This is a genomic window from Pseudonocardia ailaonensis, assembly GCF_039531635.1.
In the GTDB taxonomy this organism is placed as follows: domain Bacteria; phylum Actinomycetota; class Actinomycetes; order Mycobacteriales; family Pseudonocardiaceae; genus Pseudonocardia; species Pseudonocardia ailaonensis.
Genome location: NZ_BAAAQK010000023.1, coordinates 85,052 through 109,878 on the forward strand (window position 1 = coordinate 85,052; position 24,827 = coordinate 109,878).

General features: G+C 75.2%; 25 protein-coding genes. 19 read left to right on the forward strand and 6 right to left on the reverse strand.

Features of this window, described 5'->3' with window-relative positions; all coding sequences use genetic code 11:
• Positions 1 to 22 precede the first annotated feature (22 nt).
• The 5 genes from ABD324_RS27720 (at position 23) to ABD324_RS27740 (ending at position 7,030) form a co-directional block, all read left to right on the forward strand.
• A complete protein-coding gene (locus tag ABD324_RS27720; protein WP_425565917.1) occupies positions 23 to 3,454 on the forward strand; it encodes a sacsin N-terminal ATP-binding-like domain-containing protein in 3,432 nt (1,143 codons plus the stop codon).
• Between the two features lie 54 nt (positions 3,455 to 3,508).
• Positions 3,509 to 4,819 carry a D-inositol-3-phosphate glycosyltransferase gene (gene mshA, locus ABD324_RS27725; protein WP_344423416.1) on the forward strand — a complete coding sequence of 437 codons (1,311 nt, stop codon included), beginning with the start codon at positions 3,509 to 3,511 and terminating at the stop codon, positions 4,817 to 4,819.
• Positions 4,816 to 5,379, forward strand: coding sequence for a type III secretion system chaperone family protein (locus tag ABD324_RS27730; RefSeq protein ID WP_344423420.1), 564 nt, complete (start codon positions 4,816 to 4,818; stop codon positions 5,377 to 5,379). The genes mshA and ABD324_RS27730 overlap by 4 nt, the downstream gene beginning before the upstream one ends.
• An 84-nt stretch (positions 5,380 to 5,463) precedes the next feature.
• The gene (locus tag ABD324_RS27735; protein ID WP_344423423.1) at positions 5,464 to 6,360 is read left to right on the forward strand and encodes a DUF4349 domain-containing protein; all 897 of its coding nucleotides are present in this window, start codon (positions 5,464 to 5,466) and stop codon (positions 6,358 to 6,360) included.
• 67 nt (positions 6,361 to 6,427) lie between these two features.
• On the forward strand, positions 6,428 to 7,030 hold the full coding sequence (locus tag ABD324_RS27740; RefSeq protein ID WP_344423426.1) for a hypothetical protein: 603 nt from the start codon (positions 6,428 to 6,430) through the stop codon (positions 7,028 to 7,030).
• A gap of 13 nt (positions 7,031 to 7,043) precedes the next feature.
• On the opposite strand, the gene ABD324_RS27745 is transcribed toward ABD324_RS27740, so the two are convergent.
• Positions 7,044 to 7,385, reverse strand: a complete 342-nt coding sequence (locus tag ABD324_RS27745; protein WP_344423429.1) for a YnfA family protein — start codon at positions 7,383 to 7,385, stop codon at positions 7,044 to 7,046.
• A 61-nt stretch (positions 7,386 to 7,446) separates the two neighbouring features.
• Here ABD324_RS27745 and ABD324_RS27750 point away from each other — a divergent pair, with 61 nt between their 5' ends.
• Positions 7,447 to 8,205, forward strand: a complete 759-nt coding sequence (locus ABD324_RS27750) for a GntR family transcriptional regulator (RefSeq protein ID WP_344423432.1) — start codon at positions 7,447 to 7,449, stop codon at positions 8,203 to 8,205.
• A 3-nt stretch (positions 8,206 to 8,208) separates the two neighbouring features.
• Here ABD324_RS27750 and ABD324_RS27755 read toward each other — a convergent pair whose 3' ends face one another.
• Positions 8,209 to 8,709: a VOC family protein gene (locus ABD324_RS27755; protein ID WP_344423435.1), complete on the reverse strand. Its 501-nt coding sequence runs from the start codon at positions 8,707 to 8,709 to the stop codon at positions 8,209 to 8,211.
• An 82-nt stretch (positions 8,710 to 8,791) separates the two neighbouring features.
• On the opposite strand from ABD324_RS27755, the gene ABD324_RS27760 reads away from it, so the two are divergent.
• From ABD324_RS27760 to ABD324_RS27775, 4 genes are all read left to right on the forward strand, one after another.
• On the forward strand, positions 8,792 to 9,295 hold the full coding sequence (locus ABD324_RS27760; RefSeq protein WP_344423438.1) for a MarR family winged helix-turn-helix transcriptional regulator: 504 nt from the start codon (positions 8,792 to 8,794) through the stop codon (positions 9,293 to 9,295).
• 28 nt (positions 9,296 to 9,323) lie between these two features.
• Positions 9,324 to 10,058, forward strand: coding sequence for a phosphoglyceromutase (locus ABD324_RS27765; protein WP_344423441.1), 735 nt, complete (start codon positions 9,324 to 9,326; stop codon positions 10,056 to 10,058).
• A 175-nt stretch (positions 10,059 to 10,233) separates the two neighbouring features.
• Complete coding sequence (locus ABD324_RS27770; protein ID WP_344423444.1) at positions 10,234 to 11,418, forward strand: sensor histidine kinase; 1,185 nt, start codon at positions 10,234 to 10,236, stop codon at positions 11,416 to 11,418.
• Position 11,419: 1 nt separating this feature from the next.
• Positions 11,420 to 12,103: a response regulator gene (locus ABD324_RS27775; protein ID WP_344423447.1), complete on the forward strand. Its 684-nt coding sequence runs from the start codon at positions 11,420 to 11,422 to the stop codon at positions 12,101 to 12,103.
• Here the strand turns inward: ABD324_RS27775 and ABD324_RS27780 are convergent, their stop codons facing one another.
• Entirely contained in the window at positions 12,104 to 12,904 is an 801-nt protein-coding gene (locus ABD324_RS27780) for a DUF1707 SHOCT-like domain-containing protein (RefSeq protein ID WP_344423449.1), read from the reverse strand.
• A gap of 81 nt (positions 12,905 to 12,985) precedes the next feature.
• On the opposite strand from ABD324_RS27780, the gene ABD324_RS27785 reads away from it, so the two are divergent.
• From ABD324_RS27785 to ABD324_RS27825, 9 genes are all read left to right on the forward strand, one after another.
• A complete protein-coding gene (locus ABD324_RS27785) occupies positions 12,986 to 13,996 on the forward strand; it encodes a Ppx/GppA phosphatase family protein (RefSeq protein ID WP_344423451.1) in 1,011 nt (336 codons plus the stop codon).
• Positions 13,993 to 15,519 (forward strand): hypothetical protein, encoded by a 1,527-nt coding sequence (locus ABD324_RS27790; RefSeq protein ID WP_344423454.1) that lies wholly within the window; start codon positions 13,993 to 13,995, stop codon positions 15,517 to 15,519. The genes ABD324_RS27785 and ABD324_RS27790 overlap by 4 nt, the downstream gene beginning before the upstream one ends.
• Positions 15,516 to 16,349 carry a sugar phosphate isomerase/epimerase family protein gene (locus tag ABD324_RS27795; protein ID WP_344423457.1) on the forward strand — a complete coding sequence of 278 codons (834 nt, stop codon included), beginning with the start codon at positions 15,516 to 15,518 and terminating at the stop codon, positions 16,347 to 16,349. The genes ABD324_RS27790 and ABD324_RS27795 overlap by 4 nt, the downstream gene beginning before the upstream one ends.
• A gap of 37 nt (positions 16,350 to 16,386) precedes the next feature.
• On the forward strand, positions 16,387 to 17,205 hold the full coding sequence (locus ABD324_RS27800) for a thioesterase family protein (protein ID WP_344423460.1): 819 nt from the start codon (positions 16,387 to 16,389) through the stop codon (positions 17,203 to 17,205).
• A 71-nt stretch (positions 17,206 to 17,276) separates the two neighbouring features.
• Positions 17,277 to 18,089 (forward strand): pyrroline-5-carboxylate reductase, encoded by an 813-nt coding sequence (proC, locus tag ABD324_RS27805; protein WP_344423463.1) that lies wholly within the window; start codon positions 17,277 to 17,279, stop codon positions 18,087 to 18,089.
• 169 nt (positions 18,090 to 18,258) lie between these two features.
• Complete coding sequence (locus tag ABD324_RS27810; protein ID WP_344423466.1) at positions 18,259 to 18,480, forward strand: helix-turn-helix domain-containing protein; 222 nt, start codon at positions 18,259 to 18,261, stop codon at positions 18,478 to 18,480.
• Between the two features lie 167 nt (positions 18,481 to 18,647).
• Positions 18,648 to 18,749 (forward strand): 30S ribosomal protein bS22, encoded by a 102-nt coding sequence (locus tag ABD324_RS27815; RefSeq protein ID WP_010241351.1) that lies wholly within the window; start codon positions 18,648 to 18,650, stop codon positions 18,747 to 18,749.
• Positions 18,750 to 18,922: 173 nt separating this feature from the next.
• Complete coding sequence (locus tag ABD324_RS27820) at positions 18,923 to 19,930, forward strand: NAD-dependent epimerase/dehydratase family protein (protein WP_425565912.1); 1,008 nt, start codon at positions 18,923 to 18,925, stop codon at positions 19,928 to 19,930.
• A 65-nt stretch (positions 19,931 to 19,995) separates the two neighbouring features.
• Entirely contained in the window at positions 19,996 to 21,081 is a 1,086-nt protein-coding gene (locus ABD324_RS27825) for a lysophospholipid acyltransferase family protein (RefSeq protein ID WP_425565913.1), read from the forward strand.
• A 98-nt stretch (positions 21,082 to 21,179) separates the two neighbouring features.
• Here the strand turns inward: ABD324_RS27825 and ABD324_RS27830 are convergent, their stop codons facing one another.
• The 3 genes from ABD324_RS27830 to ABD324_RS27840 form a co-directional block, all read right to left on the reverse strand.
• Positions 21,180 to 22,052: an HAD family hydrolase gene (locus ABD324_RS27830; protein ID WP_344423754.1), complete on the reverse strand. Its 873-nt coding sequence runs from the start codon at positions 22,050 to 22,052 to the stop codon at positions 21,180 to 21,182.
• A gap of 270 nt (positions 22,053 to 22,322) precedes the next feature.
• Positions 22,323 to 23,774 carry a DUF5667 domain-containing protein gene (locus ABD324_RS27835; protein WP_344423472.1) on the reverse strand — a complete coding sequence of 484 codons (1,452 nt, stop codon included), beginning with the start codon at positions 23,772 to 23,774 and terminating at the stop codon, positions 22,323 to 22,325.
• Positions 23,775 to 23,967: 193 nt separating this feature from the next.
• Positions 23,968 to 24,636 carry a sigma-70 family RNA polymerase sigma factor gene (locus tag ABD324_RS27840; RefSeq protein ID WP_425565918.1) on the reverse strand — a complete coding sequence of 223 codons (669 nt, stop codon included), beginning with the start codon at positions 24,634 to 24,636 and terminating at the stop codon, positions 23,968 to 23,970.
• Positions 24,637 to 24,827: the final 191 nt, after the last annotated feature.

Genomic DNA, 24,827 nt, shown 5'->3' on the forward strand with positions numbered 1-24,827 from the left:
CACCGGCGCCCTGCGCGCCGCGCTGCTGGAGGCCTGGTCCGCCTCACCCACCCGCTTCCGCGAGGACGCGAACGCGGAGGAGGACCTGCGGCTCGGCGGCTACGCCGAGACCTGGTTCGTCGAGCTCGCCCAGAACGCCGCCGACGCCGCCCGCGCCGCCGGGGTGCCGGGCGTGGTGCGGCTGACCAGCATCGACGGCCCTGCCGCTGCCCACCGCGCCTCCGGCTCGGCGGGCGCCGCGGGCCCTGCCGGCCCGCATGACTCTGCCGGTTCGGATGGCGCCGCCGTGTCGGGTGATTCCCTCGGCTCGGTCGGCGAGATCCGGGTCGCCAACACGGGGGCTCCGCTCGACGCCGGTGGGGTGGCGGCGCTCGCGTCGCTGCGGGCCTCGGCGAAGCGGGACGATCCCGGGTCGGCCGGGCGGTTCGGCGTCGGGTTCGCCGCGGTGCTGGCGGTGTCGGACGAACCGCGGCTCGTCGTCGGGCCCGGAGCCGGGGTGCGGTTCTCCGCCGCCGACACGGCCGCCGCGGTGCGCGAGCTGCCCGGTCCGGCGGCCGAGGTGGCGCGCCGCGAGGGCCAGGTCCCGGTGTTGCGGCTGGTCTGGCCCGTCGCGGCGGACGAGCCGGGCCCGCCGGAGGGTTTCGCCACCGAGGTCCGGCTCCCGCTGCGGCCCGGTGTCGACGTCGCCGCTCTCGTGGCGCAGGCCCGCATGGCCGGGCCGGACCTCCTGCTCGGACTGTCGGGCCTGGCCGCGATCGAGATCGACGGCGAGCGGATCGAGCGCACCGACGTCGGTGGGATGACGACCGTCGGCGGGGCCCGGTACCGGGTCGTCCGCGCGAGCGTGACGACCGAGGCGGGCGCGGCCGTCGAGGACCGGCACCGGCGCGAGCGGGCGCTCTGCTGGGCGCTGCCCCTCGACGGGGAGGGGACCCCCGCCTCGCTGGGCCCGAGCTCGGGCGAGGTGCTGCACGCCCCGACCGCGGGCGCCGAACGTCTCGGCCTGCCCGCCCGGCTGATCGCGGACCTGCCGCTCGACCCGGACCGCCGCCGGGTCCGCCCGGGCCCGGTGCTCGACGCCGTGGTGAGCGCGGCCGCGGCGGCCTACGTCGACCTGGTTCTGGCGGTCCCGGTGGAGAGCCGCCTGGATCTGGTGCCCGCCACGGGGTTCCCTCTGTCCGAACTGGATGGATGGCTGCGCGGGGCGATCATCGAGGCGCTCGCCCTGGCCCCGTGGCTCCCGCCTGCGCTCCCCCCGTCTGCGGGCGTGCCCACGGTCGCGCCGAGGGGCACGGGGCAGGATCGCGGCGGGTCGGATCCGAGGGGGCCGGGCCTGAGGGAGCAGGCCGTGGACGGGCCGGGCCCGGGGGGACCGGGTGATGCCGGCCTGGCCGAGCCCGGTGTCGGCCCGGCCGGTTCCGCACCCGCCTCCGAGCTGCTGTCGCCCTTCGACGGGGCAGCGGCACGCGCGTCCGCTGTGTCGGCGCCGCCCGTCGAGTCCGCCGGCGGACCGACCCTCCTGGTGCCGCGGCGTGCGGAATGGCTCGATCTTGCGGGCGCGCCGGGGCTGCCGGCTCTGCTCGCGGCCGCCGATCCCGCGTTCGCGCGGCTCGCCGACGTCGATCCCCGGCGCGCGGCGGTGCTGGGCGAGCTCGGGATGACCCGGGTCGGCGCGGTGGAGATGGTGGAGCGCCTGTTCGGCATCGAGGCCGGGCCGCGCTGGTGGCGGACGCTGTACGCGGCGCTGGAACCCGCGCTCGAGAGCGGGCCCGGGCTCGCCGAGGAGCTGCGGGCCCTGCCCGTGCCCCTGGTCGACGGCCGGCTCGCGGCCGGACCGCCGTCCGTCCTGGTCGGGGAGCTCGACGACGCCGCCCGAGAGGTCGCCGCCCTCGGCCTGCCCGGTCTGCACGTCGCGGACCCGGAGGCGGTGCATCCGCTGCTCGCCCGGTTAAGCGCGGGCGAGGCGGACCACGCCACCCTCCTCGACCATCCCGCCCTCCGCGAGGCCGTCGACCGGTCCCTCGACGACGCCGACGCGGGCCTCGACACCACGCCCCTGGCCGAGGCGGTCCTGGGGCTGCTGCCGGGCACGCCGGGATTCGGCGCCCTCGCCCTGCCGGATGACGAGGGCCTGCCGAGCCGCGCCGACGAGCTGATGCTCCCCGACGCCGCGATCCGCCCGCTGCTCGATCCCGAGGCCCCGATCGGGATCCTCGACGCGGGGTGGGCGGGGCGCTTCCCGCGGGAGGCGCTGGTCGCGGCGGGGGTGCTCGACGGGTTCGCCGTCGTCGTCGACGAGGAGCCGGCCGGGCCCGAGCACGCCCTGCACGACGAGGACCTCTGGTGGGACTCCGGCCCGGAACCCACCCGGGTCGCCGGGGTGCGGGACCTCGACCTGGTCGACGACGACGCCTGGCCCGCGGCCCTCGCGCTGCTCGCCTCGGAGCCCGAGACCCGCGCCGCGATCCTCGACCCCGGCGGGTACACGGGCTGGTGGTTGAGCAGGAACGCGCTGCTCGGCGGCGAGGAGCCGGCCCACTGGCGGCGCCCCGAGGCCACCCACCTCGCGGGCCTGTACGACCCGGCCCCGGTGGGCCCGGCCGACCCCGGGACGGTCGCCTCCGCCACGGCCGCCCCCGACCCGGCTGCCCTTCCCCCGGCGCGCTCCGATCTGGCCGGCTCCGATCTGACTGACTCCGACCCGACCGGCTCCGGCCCGACTGGCGCGGAACCAGGGCCCGACTCGCGCGGTGCCACGCCCCGACTCGCGGGGCCCGGACGTCGTGAGCGTGTGTTTCGGCCTACGCAAAGTGCCGACTCGCGGGGGGTGGGGGTGGACTCGGCGGTGCTCGCGGCGATCGGGGTGCGGGGGGCGCTGCGGGTCGGGTCCACCGGCGAGGCCGCGGATCTGCTCGGGCGGTTGGGGGATCCCGGGCGGGAGGTCTCGGCGGCGCTCGCGGCGGAGGCGCACGAGGTGCTGGCCGGTGCCGTCGCCGCGGGGGTGGTGGACGTCGGTGAGCTCGCGGTGCCCGCGCTGGTGCGGTCGCTCGCCGGGACCGTCGTGGACGTCGACCGGGCCGTGGTGCTGGACGTGGCCTGGGCGCTCGCGGTGCTCCCCGCCGCCGAGATCGTGGTCGGCGGCGAGCCGGGGGCGCTGGCCGCGATCCTCGATCTGCCGCTGGCGTCGGAGGTCGTCGCGGGCGAGGTGGTCGGCGAGGGTGAACCGGTCGCGTGGGCGGCGCTGCCGGAGGTCGTGGTGGCGTGCCGCACAGCGGGGCTGCCCCTGCCGTTCGGTGAGGTGTGGCTCCACGAGCTCCTCGAGGTCGACCTGACCCGCCCCGAGAAGGCCCGCACGGCCGTCCCCACCTGGGTGGACGCCGCCGGCCGGGTGCACGCCGACGACCCCGTGCGGGCGCTGCTGGCCCACCGGCCCGGCCGCGACACGAACGGGTGATCCGGGCCGCGGCGTGCTAGAAAAAAGCATGTGCGAAACCGAGCCCTGCCTGCGGTGACGAACCGGACGATTCCCGGTCGCTCGCCGCACAGGATTGCCGTCCTCTCGGTCCACACCTCACCGCTCGAGCAGCCCGGCACGGGCGACGCCGGCGGCATGAACGTCTACATCGCCGAGACCGCCACCCGGATGGCCCGGCGCGGTGTGCCCGTCGAGATCTTCACGCGGGCCACGTCGTCCGAGCAGCCGCCGGTGGCCGAGCTGGCGCCGGGCGTCCTCGTCCGGCACATCACCGCCGGTCCGTTCGAGGGCCTGGGCAAGAACGACCTGCCGGGCCAGCTGTGCGCCTTCACCGCGGGCGTGCTGCGCGCCGAGGCCCGGCACGAGCCCGGCCACTACGGCGCCATCCACTCCCACTACTGGCTCTCCGGGCAGGTCGGATGGCTCGCCCGGGACCGCTGGGGCGTCCCGCTCGTGCACACCGCGCACACCCTCGCGCGGGTGAAGAACACCGCGCTCGCCGAGGGCGACCAGCCGGAGCCGATGGTCCGGGTGATCGGGGAGGACCAGGTCGTCGCCGAGGCGGACCGGCTGGTCGCGAACACCGACACCGAGGTCCGCCAGCTCGTCGAGCTCTGCGGGGCGGATCCGCTGCGCACCGTCGCGATCCCGCCGGGCGTGGACCTCGAGCGCTTCCGGCCCGGTTCCGGGGCCGTCGCGCGGGCCCGGCTCGGCATCGCCCGGGACGCCGTGGTGCTGGTGTTCGTCGGCCGGATCCAGCCGCTCAAGGCGCCGGACGTGCTGCTGCGCGCCGCCGCCGAGATGCTCCGCCGCGATCCGGAGCTGCGCCGTCGCCTGGTCGTCGTGGTGGCCGGCGGGCCCTCCGGCAGCGGGCTCACCGAGCCGACCGCACTGCAGGAACTGGCCGCCCACCTGGGGATCTCGGACGTCGTCCGGTTCCTGCCGCCCCAGGGCGGGGCCGAGCTCGCGCAGCTCTACCGGGCCGCGGACGTCGTCGCGGTGCCGAGCCACAACGAGTCGTTCGGCCTGGTCGCGCTCGAGGCCCAGGCCTGCGGGACGCCGGTCGTGGCGGCGGACGTCGGCGGCCTGCCGGTCGCCGTGGCCGACGGCCGGTCCGGGCTGCTGGTGCCCGGGCACGGGGCCGAGCAGTGGGCCTCCGCGCTCGCCGCCGTCGCCCTCGACCCCGGCCGCCGCGCCGCACTCTCCGCCGGCGCGGTCGACCACGCCCGGGACTTCTCCTGGGACCGCACCACGGACGCCCTGCTCGCCACCTACGCCGACGCCGGCCGGGAGCACCGGGTCCGGCTGCGCGGCGCGGTGATGGCGGGCATGATCGAGCGGTGACCTCGGACCCGACCCCCGACAGCGCAGCTCCCGACGGCGCAGCTTCCGACGGCGCAGCTCCCGGCAGCGCAGCTCTCGACAGCGCCGCCGCCGACGCCCGCGTCGGCGAGGCCCTCACCGCCCTCGAGGTCGAGCACACCCGCAGCGAGGCCGGCCAGTACCTGGTGACGCTCGAGGGCACCAACCGGCTCAACACCCCGACCTGGCTGATCGTGCGCGAGCAGACGGTGTTCGTGCAGGCCTTCGTGTGCCGGCAGCCGGACGAGAACCACGAGGGCGTCTACCGGCACATGCTGCAGCGCAACGCCCGGCTCTACGGCGTGCACTACGCGATCGACCGGGTCGGCGACATCCACCTCGTCGGCCGGATCCCCTTCGCGGCGCTGAACGAGGACGAGCTCGACCGGGTGCTCGGTCAGGTCCTCGAGGCCGCCGACGGTGATTTCAACACCTTCCTGGAGCTGGGCTTCGCCGAGTCCATCCGCCGCGAGTACGCGTGGCGCACCGACCGGGGCGAGTCGACCGCGAACCTGAAGGCCTTCGAGCACCTCTTCGCCTGATCCCGGCAGGCGAACGGTCGGAGTCCGACCGTTTCCCTCCCGATCTCGTGCAACCGTTCCGGGCGGTTCTTCCGTCCTGTCGGTATGCGCAGGAGAGTGCTGGTGGGGATCGTGACGGGTGTCGTGGTGCTGGCGTCGGCGGCGGTGGTGACCGGGACGGCGCTGCGCGAGGAGAACGGCGGCTCGACGGCCGGCTACTCGGGGGCGGCCCGGGACTCGGTGGGCGGGATGAGCGCGCCGGCGATCGCACCCGACAGCGCGGGCCGGGCCGAGATCGCCCCGGTCGCGCCCGGCAGCCCGGTGGACCCGGCGCTCGCCGGGCAGGACGTCATCCGGACCGCGCGGCTGTCCGTGCAGGTCGGGGACCCCGTGACGGCCGCCGCGCAGGTCCGGTCCGCGGCCACGGCCGCCGGCGGGTACGTCTCGGACGAGCAGTCCGGGCCCGGGCGCGCCGGCCTGAGCCTGCGCGTGCCCACCGAGAAGCTCGACGCACTTGCCGACCGGGTCGCCGGCCTCGGCACGGTCACCGACCGCGGCGGCCAGGCCAGGGACGTCACCGGCCAGGTGGCGGACCTCGACGGCCGGGTCGCGGCCCAGCAGGCCAGCGTCGCGCGGGTGCGGGCCCTGCTCGACCGGGCGGGGTCGATCTCGGAGATCGTGACGGTCGAGTCCGAGCTGGCCTCGCGGGAGGCGGCCCTGGAGTCGCTGCTGCGCCGCACGGCCGCGCTGCGCGACCAGGTGTCGCTGGCGACCGTCGACGTGACGCTGCTGCCGGCCCCGGTCGTCGCACCGCCGTCGACCGGGGGGTTCCTCGGCGGCCTGGAGACGGGCTGGACGGGGCTGAAGGCGATCGGGAGCGGTCTGCTGACGGGGATCGGCTTCCTGCTGCCGGTGCTTCCGCTGCTCGCGGTGCTCGCCGGGGCGGTGCTGTGGGGGCGCAAGATCGTGCGGAAACGTCGTCCGGCCGCCCCTCAGGAGTGATCGCGGCTAACGGCGGCGGCCGCATCGCGATGTACCCGGCAGAACGTGGGAATCGGGGGGACGGGCGATGGTGCAGGCGGGGCTGACCGAACGGAGCCGGACGGGGCTGCCGACGCTGCTGCGGTCGGGTGAGGAGTACCGGGTGTACGACCCGGCGCTGCTCGGGACCGACCACGTGCTCACCGGGGCGGGGGAGGTCCGGCACCGCCGGCCCGTCTCCCGCGCGGCGCTCGCGCAGGCCGCGGTCGGGGCGGGCGACGCCGCCGGTGCCGCGGTCCCCGGCCTGCCCTGGGCCACCGCGGTGGGCGGGGCCCTCGTCGCGGCCGTGGCCGCCGGGCGGGTCCTGGCCCGTACGGACGCCGCCGCCCGCTACTCCCGCACCAGCGACCGCGCGCCCTTCGTCGACGTCGCCGCCCCGCGCGGGCTGCGGCTCTGCCGGCTCGCGGCGGAGATCTCCGCCACGCGGGCCTGGCGTTCCGGTGAGGTCGATCCGGACCGCGAACTGGCCGCGCTCCTGTGGACCGGGCTCACCGAGCCGGCCGGGTACGCCGCCGTCGAGACCCGGCTGTCGGCCCTGCACGGGCGGACGCAGGACGCGGACCGGCAGGCCTGGTTCGCGATCCTGGCCGACCTGCGCGCCGCCCCGGAGCCGGTGCGCGAGAGGGCCTGAGTCCGGCCCGGTCTCAGGCCGCCCCGCCGCGGGGCCCGTACATGATCACACCCACGCCGACCAGGCAGATCACCGCGCCGACCACGTCGAACCGGTCGGGCCGGAAGCCGTCCACCAGCATCGCCCAGACCAGCGACCCGGCCACGAACACCCCGCCGTACGCGGCGAGGATCCGGCCGAAGTCCGCGTCCGGCTGCAGGGTCGCGACGAACCCGTAGATCCCGAGCGCGACCACGCCCGCGCCGATCCACAGCAGCCCCCGCTGCTCGCGCACGCCCTGCCACACGAGCCACGCGCCGCCGATCTCGGCCAGCGCGGCCAGCACGAAGAGCCCGATCGAGCGCAGCACGGTCATGCCCGGTGATCGTACGAGGCGGGTTACCCTCGAGTTCCATCGCTCGACGTCGGGAGGACGCATGGGCGCGCGCCCGCTGGTGCGCAAGGGCGCCGATCCGCTCTGGGCGCAGCTGCTCGCGGACCTGCGCGCGCGGCTGGAGATCCACGAGTTCGACGAGGCGTTCCCCGGCGAGCTGGCACTGGTCGCGGAGTACGGCGTCAGCCGGCACACCGTGCGCGAGGCGCTGCGCCGGCTGCGCGAGGAGGGCGTCGTCGTGGCCGGGCGGGGCCGGGCCCCGCGGCTGGCCGCGCCCATGGAGATCGAGCAGCAGCTCGGCTCGATCTACAGCCTGTTCTCCGCCGTCGAGTCCACCGGGCGCGAGCAGCGCAGCGTCGTGCGCACCCTCGACGTGCGGGCGGACGGGGTGGTCGCCGCCCGGCTCGGCCTGGAGGAGTCCACGCCGCTGGTGCACATCGAGCGCCTCCGGCTCGCCGAGGGCGAGCCGCTGGCCGTGGACCGGGTGTGGCTGCCCGAGGAGATCGCGGCCCCGCTGCTCGACGTCGACTTCACCCACACCGGCGTCTACGACGAGCTGGAGCGCCTGTGCGGCATCCGGGTCGCGGGCGGCCGCGAGAACATCCGCGCGGTCGTGCCGTCGGACGAGGAGTGCCGGCTGCTCGGCGTCGACGGGCAGGTGGCGGCGCTGGCGATCGAACGTCTGGGCAGCTCGGGCGGGCGGTCCGTGGAGTGGCGCCACACGCTGGTGCGCGGCGACCGGTTCACACTGACCGCCCAGTTCACGGTGCGCGACGGGTACCTCGTCGGCGCCGGACCCTGACGCTCAGATCCTGACGCTCACGCCGATCCCGCCCTGGGTGTCCGCGCCGTAGCGGGCGATCTCGGCCGGCAGGTCGAGCGCGCGGGTGGCCGGCCCGGTGCCCTCGCCGAGCAGCGCGGCGGGGACCAGCCAGCTGACCTCGAACTCCAGCCCATCGGGGTCCTTGGCGTAGAGCGCCTTGGTGCTGCCGTGGTCCGACGCGCCGACGAGCGAGCCGCGCTCGCGCAGCACCCCCGCGATCCGGTCGAGCTCGCCGAGCGTGTCGACCTCCCACGCGAGGTGGTAGAGCCCGACGGCGCCGCGCCCGGCGGGGGAGTCGGCCGCCTCGCCGATCGCGAACAGGCCCAGGTCGTGGTCGTTCGTCGAGCCCTCGGCCTGCAGGAACGCCGCCCTGCCTGGCATCGAGGTGAGGACGCGGAAGCCGAGCGCCTCGGTGTAGAAGGCGACGCTGCGGTCGACGTCGCGCACGTAGAGCACGGCGTGGTTCAGGCGCTGGACGGGCATGGTCACTCCTTCTGTGAAACTTCAACCATCACGATACGACTCGACAGATGAATGTTCAAGCGAAATCGCGTAACCTCGGCTCATGGACGAGACGCGCTGGCTCACCCCCGCCGAGCTGCGGGCATGGCTGGCCTGGGTCGCCACGACGACCCTGCTCGACGGCGCGCTCGACCGGCAGCTGCAGCGCGAGTCCGGCATGCCGCACGCGTACTACCTCATCCTCGCGATGCTGTCCGACGCACCGGACCACACGCTGCGCATGAGCGACCTCGCCTCGGCCACGCAGAGCAGCCAGAGCCGGCTCAGCCACGCCGTCACGAGGCTCGAACGGCAGGGCTGGGTGTGCCGCCGTCCGTGCCCGGACGACCGGCGCTCCACCTTCGCCACCCTGACCGAGGAGGGCTTCGCCGCCCTGCGCGCCGCCGCCCCCGGGCACGTGCGCACGGTGCGGGACAACGTCTTCGACGCGCTGACCCCGGAGCAGGTGGAGCAGCTCGACGGGATCTGCCGGGCGGTGCTGGGCCGGCTGAGCCGCGATCCGGAGGCGGTCCCGATCCCCGGGGTGTGCCCGGCGGAACAGCGCTGACGGCCCGGAGTTTGGCAAGCTGTCGGCCATGCCGACACTCGTGCTGCTGCGCCACGGCCAGAGCGACTGGAACCTCAAGAACCTGTTCACCGGGTGGGTGGACGTCCCGCTCTCCGAGGTCGGCGAGGGCGAGGCCCGTCGCGGCGGGGAGCTGCTCAAGGAGAAGGGCATCCTGCCCGACGTCGTGCACACCTCGCTGATGCGGCGCGCGATCAACACCGCCAACCTCGCGCTCGACGCCGCGGACCGGCACTGGATCCCCGTGCACCGCGACTGGCGGCTCAACGAGCGCCACTACGGCGCCCTGCAGGGCAAGGACAAGAAGCAGATCCGCGACGAGTTCGGCGAGGACCAGTTCATGGTCTGGCGCCGCAGCTACGACACCCCGCCGCCGGCCATCGAGAAGGGCTCGGAGTGGTCGCAGGACGCGGACGTCCGCTACGCCGGGATCGACGCGCCGCTCACCGAGTGCCTCGCCGATGTCGTGGTGCGGATGCGGCCGTACTGGGACGAGGCCATCGCCCCGGACCTGCGCGCGGGCAAGACCGTGCTGGTCGCCGCGCACGGCAACTCGCTGCGCGCCCTGGTCAAGGAGCTCGACGGGATCTCCGACGACGACATCGCCGGCCTGAACATCCCCACCGGCATCCCGCTGCGCTACGAGCTGGACGACGACCTCCGCCCGGTCACCCCGGGTGGCGAGTACCTCGATCCCGCGGCGGCCGAGGCGGCCATCGCGGGGGTGGCGAACCAGGGGCGCTGAGCTTCGCGAACCAGGGGCGCTGAGCTTCGCGAACCGTCGGCGCTGAGGCGGTTCGTCGCCCGCGGTGAACGCTCCGTGAACCGGGGCGGAACTCTCCCCTTTCGGGGGGTCACGAGGGTCACTGCGGGCCGGTCGGGCTGGCGTCCGCGCTGGTCGAGGCGCTTACGATGCCCGTGTGGACGTGCTCGCGGTGGTGGTGCCGGCGCTCGTCGCCCTGGCCGTGGGCCTGGGCGGCGGCGTCTGGTGGCAGCGGCGGCGGACGGCGCCCTCCCGCACCGCCCCGGACGCCCGGCGGTCGCCGACCCTGGCCGAGCTGCTGCAGCGGGTCTTCCGCAACACCGGATCGGGGCTGGCGGTGCTCTCCGGGGGCGGCGAGGTCGTCCTGCACAACCGGCGGGCCGCCGAGCTCGGCGTCGTCCGGGCCGGCCGGCCGGACCCGCGGGCCTGGGCCGCCTGCCAGAAGGTGCTCGCCGAGAACCTCGCGACCGAGGTGGACCTGGCCCCGCTCGCGGCGCACGGCCGCCAGCCCTCGGCCGTTCTCGCCGTCGTCCGGCCCCTGGGAGACGGGTTCACGCTGGTCGAGGCCGCGGACCAGTCCGACCTGGTGCGCCTGGAGGCCACCCGGCGGGACTTCGTGGCGAACGTCAGCCATGAGCTGAAGACGCCGGTCGGTGCGGTCGGGCTGCTCGCCGAGGCCGTGCTGGACTCGGCGGACGACCCGGTGACCGTCCACCGCTTCGCCGGCAAGATCCTCAGCGAGTCCACCCGGCTGGGCGCGCTGGTCACCGAGCTGATCGCGCTGTCCCGGCTGACCGGTGCGGAGGGCCTGCCCGACCTCTCGACCGTCGAGGTCGACGAGGTCGTGGCCGAGGCGCTGGCCCGCTGCCGGCTCACCGCCGAGTCGACCGGTGTCGAGATCACCGTCGACGAGCCGTCCGGCCTGGAGGTCGACGGGGACCGGACGCTGCTGGTCACGGCCCTGACCAACCTCGTCGAGAACGCGATCGCCTACTCGCCGCCCGAGGCCCCCGTCTCGGTCAGCCGCTCGCTGGTCGACGGGGTCGTCGAGATCGCGGTGACCGACCGCGGCATCGGCATCGCCCCCGAGCACCAGGTCCGCGTCTTCGAGCGGTTCTTCCGCGTCGACCCCGCCCGCTCGCGCGCCACCGGGGGCACCGGGCTGGGGCTCGCGATCGTCAAGCACGTGCTCGCCAACCACGGCGGCGAGGTGCGGCTGTGGAGCCGCCCCGGCACGGGATCGACCTTCACCATGTGCCTGCCCGCCACCGCCCCCGCCGACCCGGCGGAGGCAACTCGTGATGTCTCGGAGGGCCGTGATCCGGCCCGCGCTGGAGGATGAGATGACCCGTGTGCTGATCGTCGAGGACGAGGAGTCCTTCGCCGACCCGCTCGCGTTCCTGCTCCGCAAGGAGGGCTTCACCGCGGCCGTCGCCACCACGGGACAGGACGCGCTGGAGGAGTTCGACCGCAACGGCGCCGACATCGTGCTGCTCGACCTCATGCTCCCCGGCATGAGCGGCACGGACGTGTGCAAGGCGCTGCGCACCCGCTCGGCCGTCCCGGTGATCATGGTGACCGCCCGGGACAGCGAGATCGACAAGGTCGTCGGGCTGGAGCTGGGCGCGGACGACTACGTCACCAAGCCGTACTCCGCCCGCGAGCTGATCGCCCGGGTCCGCGCGGTGCTGCGCCGCGGCGGCGAGGCGGCCGAGGCGGACGGTGCGGGCGTGCTCGAGGCCGGCCCGGTGCGGATGGACGTCGAGCGGCACGTGGTGTCGGTCAACGGCGCGGACGTCCCGCTGCCGCTCAAGGAGTTCGACCTGCTGGAGTACCTGCTCCGCAACGCGGGCCGGGTGCTGACCCGCGGCCAGCTCATCGACCGGGTCTGGGGCGCGGACTACGTCGGCGACACCAAGACCCTCGACGTGCACGTCAAGAGGCTGCGGGCGAAGGTGGAGCACGATCCCTCGGCCCCGAAGCACCTGGTCACGGTGCGAGGACTGGGCTACAAGTTCGAGACCTGATCAGCGGGGCGTGAACGGGTGGACGGCGATGAGGCTGCCGTCCGGGCGGGCGGTGAGGTAGCCGCCCTCGTGGGCCTCGTTCGAGGCGTAGACCGCGACGTGGGGGCCCTTGCCGTCGTCCTCGAAGATCAGGTAGCGGCTGGTCGGGTCGGTGACGTTCAGGCTCTGCGGGGCGCCGGCGAGCAGGCGGAGGAAGACCGCCGGGTCGAAGGAGGCGACGTCGGCCAGCGGTTGCTTCGCGTTGCGGCTGCTCGGGGTGCCCGGGCCGTCCATGCCGCCGCGGTAGGTGTAGCTCTGGGAGCGGGCCGGGGCGCCGGGCACGGCCACCTCCACCGAGGCGTAGTCCGGGTAGACGACCGCGCGGTCGACGGACGTCGTCCCCAGCTGGGACCGCATGTCGGAGACGAGCTGCGCGAACCCGTCCGGGGTGTGCAGGCCCTTCAGCGTGACGAACCGGGGATCGACCTGGGCCTCGGCCGAAGTGGTGACCGTCGCGGCGCTCGCCGGCGCCGTGAGCCTGCCGATCCCGAAGCCGGCGGCGAGCAGCACCAGGGACACCGCGAGGCCCACCCAGCGGGCGGGCCGCCGGGTGCGGGCCTGCCTCAGCTCGGGGATCGGGCGGCCCAGCTGCAGGTCGTCGACCAGGGCGGCGAGCTCGCCGAGCGTCTTCGCCTGCAGCGCGGTCGCGGTCCGCTCGCGGTGCTCGGCACCGTCGAGCTGGCCGTCGGACATCGCGGAGTCGAGGGCGCCGCAGGTCGCGGTGCGGTCCGCGTCTCGCGCGCGGGTCCGGGAGGAGGGCACCGCAAGATCGTAGGGACCCTCCGCGGGCGTCGTGGGTCACGGCCCGGGAACGGGCGCAGCACGGGTCGGTAACCTGACCTCGTGCGACTGGGTGTTCTCGACGTCGGATCCAACACCGTGCACCTGCTGGTGGTGGACGCCTTCAGGGGTGGGCACCCGACGCCGGCGACCTCGGAGAAGGCCGAGCTGCGCCTCGCCGAGCACCTGGAACCGGACGGATCGCTCAGCGAGGCCGGCACGATCGCCCTGATCGAGGCCGTGCACAAGGCGCGGGACGCCACCGCCGCCGCCCGCTGCGACGACATGCTCGCCTTCGCCACGTCCGCGCTGCGGGACGCCACGAACTCGGCCGCCGTGCTGGCCCGCGTCCGCAGCGAGACCGGGGTGGGCCTCGAGGTCCTGCCCGGGGACGACGAGGCGCGCTACACCTTCCTCGCGGTCCGCCGCTGGTACGGCTGGTCCGCGGGCCGGCTGCTCTGCCTGGACATCGGTGGCGGCTCCCTGGAGCTCGCGGCCGGCCGGGACGAGCACCCGGCGTCGGCGGCGTCGCTGCCGCTCGGGGCGGGCCGGCTCACGCGCGAGTGGTTCACGAACGACCCGCCGACCCGCAAGGAACTCGAGGCGCTCCGGGACAAGGTGGACGCCGACCTCGCCCCGGTCGCCCGGGAGCTGCGCAAGGTCGGCGAGCCGGACCTGGCGGTCGGCACGTCGAAGACCTTCCGGTCCCTCGCCCGGCTCACCGGGGCGGCGCCCTCCGGTGCCGGGCCGCGGGCGCGGCGCGTGCTCACCCACGCGGGGCTGCGTCAGCTCGGGTCGTTCATCTCGCGGATGTCCTCGAGCGACCTCGCGGAGCTGGAGGGCGTCAGCGGCAGCCGGGCCCATCAGCTCGTCGCCGGGGCGCTCGTCGCGGAGGCCGCGATGCGGGCCCTGAAACTGACCGAACTGGACATCTGCCCGTGGGCGCTGCGCGAAGGGGTGATCCTCCGGAGGCTCGATGCGCTCGATGGGTCGTCCCGGAGCGACCGCTCGGCGCAGGACGCGCCCACGGGCCTTGGACGCTTGACCTCGGACGAGGCACGGTGTAGCGGATGAGCTCAGAGACCGATCAGCCGAGGCAGCGCACCGTCGCCGAGCTGCTCGCCGAGAACGGCGGGGGCTCGACGTCGGGTCGTCGCCGTCGGCGACGGGACGACGACGGCGACGAGGGTGCGACCGGCACACCTGCCCCGCCCGCGGCGCCCTCGGGTGCGCCGGGCCGGCACGGGGCCGCCCCCGTGGCGGACCAGTCGTGGCGTACCGGTGCGCGCCGGGCCGCCCCCGAGCAGCAGGCACCCGCGCCGGCGCCGCCGGAACCGGAGCCCTGGCTGGACCGGAACCGGGGCGAGGACGCCCGGGGCGCCCGCCCCACTCCTCCCGCGGCGGACCGGTGGGCCGGCGAGCGGCCGGGCGGCCGGGGCTACGGCCCGCCGGCCGCGCCGCAGGGTGGCCGGCAGGGCTTCGGCCAGCCGGCTCCCGGGGATCGCCCGGCGCCCGGGTCGTCGGAGCCCGCCCAGAGCGGTGGGGCCCCGTTCGGTGGCTCCCCGGCCGGGTCGGGCCAGCCCGGGTTCGGTCAGCCCGGTGGCACCCAGTCCGGTGCGGGACGCTCCGGCGTGCCCCAGTCCGGCGTGCCCCGGTCCGGGGTGAACCTCCCCGGTGCGGGCCTGGCCGGGGGGAACAGGCCGGGTGGTCCGGCCGCCGACCCGTGGAGCCGGAGCTCGGAACGCCCCGGCCCGGAACGCCCCGGCCCGGAGAGCCCGGGGTCGGGGGCTCGCCCCGGGACGCCCGACCGGCAGGACCCGTGGGCGCGTCCGGGACCGTCGAGGGCCGGGGGCTTCGGCCCGGGTCCGGCGTCGAACGGCGCCGATCGACCCGGTGCCCCGAGCAGCTTCGCCCCCGCAGGCCCGGGCCCCGCGGGGGCCGGGCCGAACGCCCCTGGTGGGATCCGCACCGGGCACGCCGGCCTGGGCCCGAACGGTGTCCGCGGCACCGCGTGGCCCCCGCAGGAGGCCGGCGAGCCCCTGACCGCCCCCTTCCGTCCCTTCGGGGGAGACGGCGGCCCGCCCACCCAGCTCGGCGGCGCACCCGTCCGGGAGGACGAGGACTCCGACGGCGGCCCGCCGACCCAGCTCGGCGGCCTCCCCCTGGACGACGACGGTGGCCCGCCCACGCAGTTCGGCGCCCCGCCGCTGCAGGACGAGGACGACGAGAGCGACGTCGACGGCGCCGGCCCGCGCACCCTCGCCGCCCCCGCGGGCCTCGGCCGCTCCGCGCGCGCCGACATCGAGGCGGACGACGAGGAGGAGGACGAGGACGCCACGCCGCAGGGCTGGGCAATCGTCATCGGCCAGTGGATCGCGGGCGCCCTCGTGGGTGCCGCGGTCTGGGTCGGCTTCCGCTACCTGTGGTTCAACTTGCCCGTCGTCGCCCTGGCGGCGGCCGTGATCCTCACGGTCGGCCTGGTGATCGGCGTCCGTGCCCTGCTGCGCAACGACGACCTGCGCACCACGGCGTTCGCCGTCGGCGTCGGGCTGCTCCTCACCGTGTCACCGGCGATCCTGGTACTCCTGGAGCGGTGAGCAGCGTGGGCCCGCCGGTCGCCCTCTCCACCGCCTCGGTCTATCCCGAACCCGCCGAGGCGGCGTTCGAGCTGGCCGCCGAGCTGGGGTACGACGGCGTCGAGCTCATGGTGTGGACGGATCCGGCGTCCCAGGACGTCCGGGCCGTGGAGAAGCTCGTCGAGCGGCACGGCGTGCCGGTGCTGGCCGTGCACGCGCCCTGTCTCGCCGTCACCCAGCGGGTGTGGGGCGCGGACCCGATCGCCCGGATCCGGCGCTCGGTCGGGGCGGCCGCGCGGTTCGGCGCCCGGACCGTCGTGCTCCATCCGCCCTTCCGCTGGCAGCGGCGCTACGCGGCGGAGTTCGCCGCCGAGGTGGCGCGCGCCGGGGAGGGTGTGGGCGTGCGACTCGCCGTCGAGAACATGTTCCCGGTGTCCCGCGGTGGGCTGCGGACCGTGCCGTACAGCCCCGGTTTCGATCCCACGGACGTCGGGCACGCCGCGTACACGCTGGACCTCTCGCACACCGCCGCCGCCGGATCGGACGCGCTGGCGATGCTGGAGCGGATGGGCGAGGGCCTGGTCCACCTGCACCTGGCGGACGGGTCGGGCTCCCCACGGGACGAGCACCTGGTCCCCGGCCGGGGCACCCAGCCGTGCGCCGAGGTGTGCGAGCGGCTCTCCGCGGGCCCGTTCGCGACGGACGGGGTGGTGGTGCTGGAGATCAGCACCCGGCGCTGCCGCACGCGGGAGGAACGCACCTCGCTACTCGCGGAGGCGCTGGTCTACGCCCGGTTGCACCTCGATCCGGTGCCGCCGGACCTGTCGAGCCTGCCCGCCGTCACCGGCTGAGTCCCGCACCGCCACCCGGCGTGATACTTCTGGGTGCATGACGAGCCGCCCGTTCAGCGAGTCCACCGTGCTCACCGAGCAGGGCGACGGCCGGTTCACGGCCGAGCTGGGGACGCTGTTCACCATCGGGGACAAGGCGCACGGCGGGCTGCTGATGGTCCTGCTGGCCAAGGCCGGGCTGGCCCGGCTCGACGAGGAGCGCGCCGGCGAGGAGCCCCTCGACCCGGTCGCGGTGAGCACCGAGTTCCTGCGCGCGCCCGCCCTCGGCACGGTCGAGCTGACGGCGGAGGCGGTCAAGGTGGGGCGGCAGGTGTCCGTGGCGTCGGTGCGGATGACGCAGGGCGGGAAGGTGATGCTCACCGCGACGATCACCGGTGGCCGGCTGCCCGACGCCGAACCGGCCTGGCAGCACCCCACGTCGATGCCGGTGGAGCCGCCGCAGGACGCGATCGCGACCCTCGGGGTCGTCCGCCGGCCGGGGGAGGGCCTCGCCGCGGCGACGGAGGCCTACTTCGACCACGCGACCACCGCGTTCCTGCGCGGCGGGACCGCGGAGCCGGTGATGCGGGGCTGGATGCGGCCGCGCGGCGAGGAGCCGGACCCGCTGTTCGCCCTGCTCGCGGGCGATGCGCTGCCCCCGACGGTGTTCAACCTCGGCGAGGGATTCGGCTGGGCGCCGACCGTGCAGCTCAGCGCGCTGCTGCGCTCCCGTCCGGCGCCCGGCTGGCTGCGCTGCGAGTCCCACGCCGCCTACGTGGCCGGCACCTGGTTCGACGAGGACTGCACCGTGACCGACTCGGCGGGCCGGATCGTCTGCCAGGCCCGCCAGCTCGCCCTCGCCCCCCAACGCGCCTGATCGGACGTCGTGAGTGGCGATGGTCGCCATAGCAGCGATTCCCACTCACGGGGGCGGTTACGGTCGGACCCATGACACGTATCGCGGTTCTGGGTGCCGGCAAGATCGGCGAGTCGCTGCTCTCGGGGCTGCTCGCGGCGGGCCGGCCCGCGGGCGACCTCGTCTTCACCGAGCGGCACGCCGAGCGGGCGGCCGAGCTCACGGCGCGGCTGGGCGTGGCGTCGTCGGACGTGGCCGGGGCGGCCGCCAAGGCGGACGTCGTGGTGATCGCGGTCAAGCCGCAGGACATCGCGCCGCTGCTGGCCGAGCTGGGCGCCGTGCTGACCCCCGGCACGCTGGTCGTCTCGGTGTGCGCGGGGCTGCCCACGGCCCTGTTCGAGGGCGCCATGCCCGCCGGGACGCCGGTCGTGCGGGTCATGCCGAACACCCCGATGGTCGTCGGCGAGGCGATGAGCGCGCTGTCCGCCGGAGCCCACGCCACCGCCGAGCACCTGGACCGCGCCGAGGAGATCCTGGGCGCGGTGGGCCGGGTGGTGCGGGTGCCCGAGGGCCAGCAGGACGCCGTGACGGCCCTGTCGGGCTCCGGGCCCGCGTACTTCTTCTACCTGGTCGAGGCCATGATCGACGCCGGCATCCTGCTCGGCCTGCCGCGCACCGTGGCCGCGGACCTGATCGTCCAGTCCGCGTACGGCGCCGCCTGCATGCTGCGGGACTCCGCCGACCATCCGGTGCTGCTGCGCGAGGCCGTCACCTCCCCGGCCGGCACGACGATCGCCGCGATCCGCGAGCTGGAGCGGCACGGCGTGCGCGCGGCGCTGATCGACGCGATCGAGGCGGCGCGCGACCGTTCGGTGGAGTTGGGACGCTCGGTGCAGACCCGTTGACCCGAAGGAAGGATCACGCGTCACCCTGACGCGCGCCTGAACTCCCCGCCGGTGTGGGATGGTGTGTCGAAGCCGTCACACCGGCACCGCTATCCTCACGGGGAACACGCCGCCGGAGGAGCAGGACTCCGGCCGGACGGTGGGACCCCAGGGGAAGGCGGTGTCGGCGATGGCGGCACAGTCGTCGGATCAGCCCGAGCAGCTCAACATCACCTCGGTGCAGTTCCTGACCGTGGCGGAGGTCGCGGCCATGATGCGCGTCTCCAAGATGACCGTGTACCGGCTGGTCCACTCCGGTGAGCTGCCCGCCGCGCGGGTGGGCCGCTCGTTCCGCGTCCCCAAGCGTGCGGTGGAGGACTACCTCCGGCACGCCTACTTCGACGCCGGCTGATCGGGCGTCGTCGGACGGCCGACCCCATCAGGGGATCCCGGCTCGACGCCGGGTAGGATCGGCGACCGGTCATCGTCTCGCCGTGTGCACCTGCGTGCGCGCGAAAGCGCGCGGCGGCGGCACGTCGTGTCAAGAGCGAGAAAAGCAGTAACGGGAGGTACCGACCTATGGGTTCGGTCATCAAGAAGCGTCGTAAGCGAATGTCGAAGAAGAAGCACCGCAAGCTGCTCCGCAAGACGCGCGTGCAGCGTCGCAAGCTCGGCAAGTGAGGTCGTGACCCCGCCCGCGGATGCCGCGGGCGGGGTCACGCCTTTCCGGCTCCCCGATCCCCCTCCCTGCTGACCCCACGACGAACGAGGTCGGGTCCGTGACGCCTCCGGGATCTCCCCCAGACGCCGGTGCCACCACCGCCGGTGTCCCCTCCGTCGTGCTCGTGACGGGCGTGAGCCGATTCCTCGGCGGCCATCTCGCCGCCCGCCTGGCCGCGGACCCGCGCATCGAGCGCATCGTCGGCGTCGACACCGTGCCCCCCTCGCGGGACCTGCTCCGCCGGATGGGCCGCGCCGAGTTCGTGCGCGCCGACATCCGCAACCCCCTCATCGCCAAGGTCATCTCCGGCGCCGGCGTCGACACCGTCGTGCACGCCGCGCTCTCGGCCGCGCCCGGCTCGTCCGGCGGCCGCACGGCGATGAAGGAGATGAACGTCATCGGCACAATGCAGCTGCTCGCGGCGTGCCAGAAGGCGTCGTCGGTGCGGCGCGTGGTGCTCAAGTCCACCACCGCCGTCTACGGCTCCGGCTCCCGCGATCCCGCGTTCTTCGACGAGTCGATGACGCCGAAGGACCTGCCGTCGGGTGGCTACGCCAAGGACGCCGCCGAGATCGAGGGCTACCTGCGCGGCTTCGGCCGCCGCCGCCCGGACGTGACGACGACCGTCCTGCGGTTCTGCAACTACGTCGGCCCGCGCATCGACACGGTGATGACCGGCTACTTCGCCCTCCCCGTGGTCCCCACGGTGCTGGGTTTCGACCCGCGGCTGCAGTTCCTCCACGAGGAGGACGCGCTCGCGGTCCTGGAGAGAGCCGCCACGGAGGAGCACCCCGGGGTGTTCAACGTGGCGGGGGACGGCGTGCTCACGCTGTCGCAGGCCATCCGCCGGGCCGGCCGGGTGGAGGTCGGGGTGCCGTCCCCGGCCGTCGGGCCGGTCGGCCGCGTCCTGCGCAGCGCCCGGGTCGTGGACTACACGCCCGAGCAGATGCGCTTCCTGAACTTCGGCCGGGTCGTGGACACCTCGCGACTGAAGGAACGCTTCGGCTTCCGACCTCGGTGGACCACCGTCCAGGCCTTCGACGACTACGTGCGCGGCCGGGCGCTGCGTCCGGTCCTCGGGTCGGAACGGCTCGCGGCGGCCGAGCGGATGGTCCTGGCGGCGGCCCGGAGGCTGGCCTGATGGCCGGCCCGCGGGACGGCGGGAACGAACCGGCGCGGGGGCGCGCCGGGAGGAAAGGGGCTGCAGTGCCGGAAGCGCGCGTCATCCCGCTGCGGGCGGAGGAATCCGCCGGGCGGACCCGGTGGCGGCTCGGTCAGCCGGGCAAGGGGGAGTCGGCCGCGCAGCCGGAGAAGCCCGCGAGGACGTCGAAGGGCGGCGCCGAGCGCGGCCCGTCCGCCCGGCGGCCCGCGGCCCCGCCCCGCCCACGCACGGCCCCCGAGGAGGAGCGGCTCGCCCCGCCCGTGGCCGCGGTGCCCGATCCCGCGCCGCCGGCCTGGGAGAGCGCGCTCGAGCAGGCGCTGGACTTCGTGCGCCGCCGGCTCTCCGGGGACTACACGGTCGACGAGTTCGGCTACGACCCCGATCTCGCCGAGTCGGTGATCGCGCCGGTGCTGCGCCCGCTCTACGAGCGCTGGTTCCGGGTGGAGACCCTCGGGATGGCGAACGTCCCGGCCGAGGGGGGCGCGCTCGTCGTCGCCAACCACTCGGGGACCCTGCCGCTCGACGCGCTCATGACCATCCAGGCACTGCACGACGAGCACCCGCAGCACCGTCGGCTGCGCCTGCTCGGCGCGGACCTGATGTTCCGGATGCCGGTGGTGGGGGAGCTGGCCCGCAAGAACGGCGCCACCCTGGCCTGCAACGCGGACGCGGAGCGCCTGCTCGGCTCGGGCGAGCTCGTCGGCGTGTTCCCGGAGGGCTTCAAGGGCATCGGGAAGCCCTTCGCGGACCGCTACAAGCTGCAGCGCTTCGGCCGCGGCGGGTTCGTCTCGGCCGCCCTGCGCACCGGCACGCCGATCATCCCGTGCTCGATCGTCGGGGCGGAGGAGACCTACCCGAAGATCGGCGACATCGCCCCGCTGGCCCGCCTGCTCGGGGCCCCGTACTTCCCGATCACGCCGACGTTCCCGCTGCTCGGGCCGCTGGGGCTCGTCCCGCTGCCGTCCAAGTGGTACATCGAGTTCGGCGAGCCGATCGAGATGAGCGGCTACTCCCCGGCGGACGCGGACGACCCGATGCTGATCTTCAACGTCACGGACCAGGTCCGGGAGACGATCCAGCACACCCTCTACCGCCTGCTGAGCCAGCGCCGCCACGTCTTCCTGGGCTGACCCCGACCCTCGTTATGGTTCCATAACGCGCGAAATCGGCCCCTCAGGTCGCGTTATGGTTCCATAACGCGAGAAAACAGGCCTGGTTCCCTAACGCGTCAGCGGCGGCGGTTGGCCAGGGCTACGGCGATCGCGCCCGCTACCGCGCCCGCGCCCAGGACGCTGGGGACGCCGATCCGGGCGGCCCGGCGGCCCGTGCGGAAGTCCCGGATCTGCCAGTCCTTCTCCTTGGCGACGTCCCGGAGCTCGGAGTCCGGGTTGACCGCCACCGCGGTGCCCACCGCCGAGAGCATCGGGACGTCGTTCACCGAGTCCGAGTAGGCGGTGCAGCGCCGCAGGTCCAGGCCCTCGGTGACGGCGAGCGCCCGCACGGCGTGCGCCTTCGCGGGGCCGTGCAGGATGTCCCCGACGAGCCGCCCGGTGTAGTGCCCGTCGACGCTCTCCGCCACGGTGCCGAGCGCGCCGGTCAGCCCGAGCCGCCGGGCGATGATCAGCGCGAGCTCCACCGGCGTGGCGGTGACCAGCCAGACCCGCTGCCCGGCGTCGAGGTGCATCTGGGCGAGCGCGCGGGTGCCGGCCCAGATCCGGTCCGCCATCAGCTCGTCGTAGATCTCCTCGCCGAGCGAGACGACCTCGTCGACCGGCCGCCCGGCGACGAACGACAGCGCGGTGTCCCGGTGCCCGGCGATCCCGGTCTTGTCCTCGCGCCCGCCGATCCGGAACTTCAGCTGCTGCCAGGCGAACCCGGCCAGGTCGGAGGTGGTGAAGAACTTGCGCGCGGCGAGCCCCCGGGCGAAGTGGAAGATCGACGCGCCGACCATCATCGTGTTGTCGACGTCGAAGAACGCGGCCGCCGTGAGGTCCGCGCCGCCCGGAACCTCCTCCACCGGGGTCTCGCCCGCCGCGACCGCGGCCGCCGCCGACGCCTCGCCGGCCCGCTGCGCGCGATCGAGCGCGGTGACCCCCTCCATGACCTCGGAGGACTCCGCGACGCCCGCGACCTCGGCCCGTCCGCTCGCGGCTGCCTGCGGCTCGCCTTGCTCCACACCCACCTCGGGCTCCACACCCACCTCGGTCCCGTTCGACCGGTCGGCTGCTGCCGACCGTGCCCGCCTGCCTACTGCCCGTCCAGCCTACTGGGACGCGCCCGGAGTCGACCCCGTGAAACCGGTCCCTCTGGACAGCAGAACGGGGGCCGGGCGACGTGCGCCCGGCCCCCGTGGGGTCCGCTCAGCCCGGGATCAGCCGATCGTGATCGACGGCAGCCCGGGCAGGAGAGGGGGGATGCTCACGGGCGGGAGCAGCGAGTCCTTCTTCTGCGTGCTGGACGGGCCGGAGGAACCGGACGACGAGCCGTTCGGCGTGGTCGTGCCGCTCTGCTCCCCGCCGACGAGGTTCGGCAGGATGCCGCCCTCGGTCTGGCCGGGGGTGGCCGTCGCGGACGGGTCGGTCGAGCCGGTGGCCGGCGGGGTGGTGCCGGTCGGGTTCGACGTGGTCCCGGTGGCGCCCGGCTGGCCGCTGCGGGCGGTGTCCCCGGCGTGGTTCGAGGGGGAGCCGCCGCGGGTCGTGGTGCTCGCGGCCGGGACGCAGGTCCCGGTGGCCGGGATCGGGCCCAGGTCGTCGACGCCCGAGCTGACCTCGGTGCAGGTGCTGCGCGCCTGGAGGGCCTCGGCCCGGTCGGCGAGGCGGTTCATGAGGGTCTTCGAGCGGCTCGCACCGGGCAGCGGGGCCCCGGCGGTCTCCATACCGGCGATCCGCTGCGACTGGGCGCGGGCCCAGCTGCCGAGGTCGCCGAGGCTCGCGTCGCTGGCCGGCTGCGCGCCGGCGAGCATGATCCGGGAGCCCTCGCTGGCCGCGCTGTCGAACGCCGCCATGGCCTTCTCGACGTCCGCCGAGTCCGCCTGCTGCCCGCGGGAGCGGAGGTCCTGGACCTCCTGCAGCCGGGTCGCGGCCAGCTCGAGCTGGCGCTGCGCCTTGGCCGAGTCGCCCCAGGTGAAGGCGGAGCCGGTGCCCTCGGCCATCAGCTTCATCGCGTAGAGGCTGTCGCCCGGCAGGGCGTTGCGGCTGAGCAGTGCGCCCCCGCCGGCCAGCGCGACGACCGCGAGCATCGCGGCCCCGCCGACGACGGCGACGCGACGGCGCAGGCTCGGCCGGCGACCGCCCGGGCCCCGCGAGCCGGTGGCCCGGCCCGGGTTGTCCGGGTGGTCCGTCGGCAGGACGTGCTTGTTGCCGCCGCGGCGCTTGCGCGTGACGCCACCGTCGGAGCCGTTCGGCGAGGCGCTGTCCAGCGTCCGGGTGCCGGTGGCGGAGGTGCGGGTCGCGCCCTCCGGTCCGTCCGGCCGCAGGTCCGCGGTCAGGTCGGTGGTCTCGGTCGTCGAGCCCACGGGAGCGGAGCCGACGGCCACAGGGAGCGAGACGGGCGCGATCGGCACGTCGGCGATCGGCGCCATGCGCGTCGTCTGCTCGGCCTCGGTCTCGGGACCGGCGCCCCACTCGGCCTCGAGGCGGGCGAAGAAGTCGCCGCGCATCCGCGTGGCGGTCTCCTCGTCCGGGCTCAGGTCGGTACGGCTGCGGTCGAGCGCGGCGGCCAGCGCCAGCTCGTGCGCGAGCTCCTCGTCGGACGTGGCACCGGCCGGGGCGTCGAAGCCCTCGTCCCACCACTCGTCACCGGAGCCCCATCGTCCCGCGGGCATGTTCGCCGTCCTCACTGCATCCCTGCACTGTTCGTCAGCGTCCGGCCCGATCGGGACCTCGCGCTCTGTCGACGTTCACCCACACAACGAGGCAAACGGTCGACGGTTACGGCGAAAGTACCGTTCACCGCTTCGAGTAGGTCACTCGCCGCAGGTGTAACGACATCGATGTAGTTCGCGATATAGCCGCCACTCATCGCAACCCCTCCGGGAGGAGCTGCGCCAGGCGGCGCACGGCGCGGTGCTGCAGGGCCTTGACCGCACCCTCGGCGCGGTTCATGCGGGCGGCGGTCTCCGCGACGGACAGCCCCTGGAGGAAGCGCATCCGGATGCAGTCCTGCTGGTCCGGGTTGAGCTTCTCGATGGCGCGCAGCAGCTCGGCGTTGGTGGCGCCCTCGATGACCTGCTGCTCGGGGCCGTGCGTGGTCGGGGAGTGCTCGACCATGTCGGCCGTCGTCGTCTCCAGCCGGTAGCGGCTGGACTTGACGTGGTCGAAGATCAGGTTCCGGGCGATCGTCACGAACCAGGCGCCGATGTCGCGGCCCTGGTAGCTCACCGAGCCGATCCGGCGCAGCGCGCGCAGGAACGTCTCCTGGGTGAGGTCCTCGGCCAGGGTGCGGTCGCCGAGGCGGAACAGCACGTACCGGAACACGACGTCCTGGTAGCGCTGGTACAGCTCCTGGAACGCCTGCTGGTCCCCGGCCTGGCAGGCCTTGACCAGCACCCAGGAGCCGGCGCTCTCGTCGTCCGCGGGCGGCTCGGTGGGCGCCTCGGCGGGCTGAGCGGCGGCCTGGGCCGTGGGCTGGGCGGCGGGCTGCTCGGCCTGCGCCGGCGGGCCCGGCGGCGTCGTCGGCCGGGCGATGGGCGGTCCGCTGTGCAGCGGTGCCTGACCCTGCGCCGGCGGCCTGCCCTGCAGGGGCGGCTGCGCCGGGGGCCGGGTCTGCGGACCGTTCGCGGGCCGGGGCGACGCGACCGGTGGGGTCGCGCCGGGCCCCGTCCGCGTGGCCGCGACGGGCGCGGCCCCCTGCTGGGGAGCGGAAGGTCCGGTGGGAT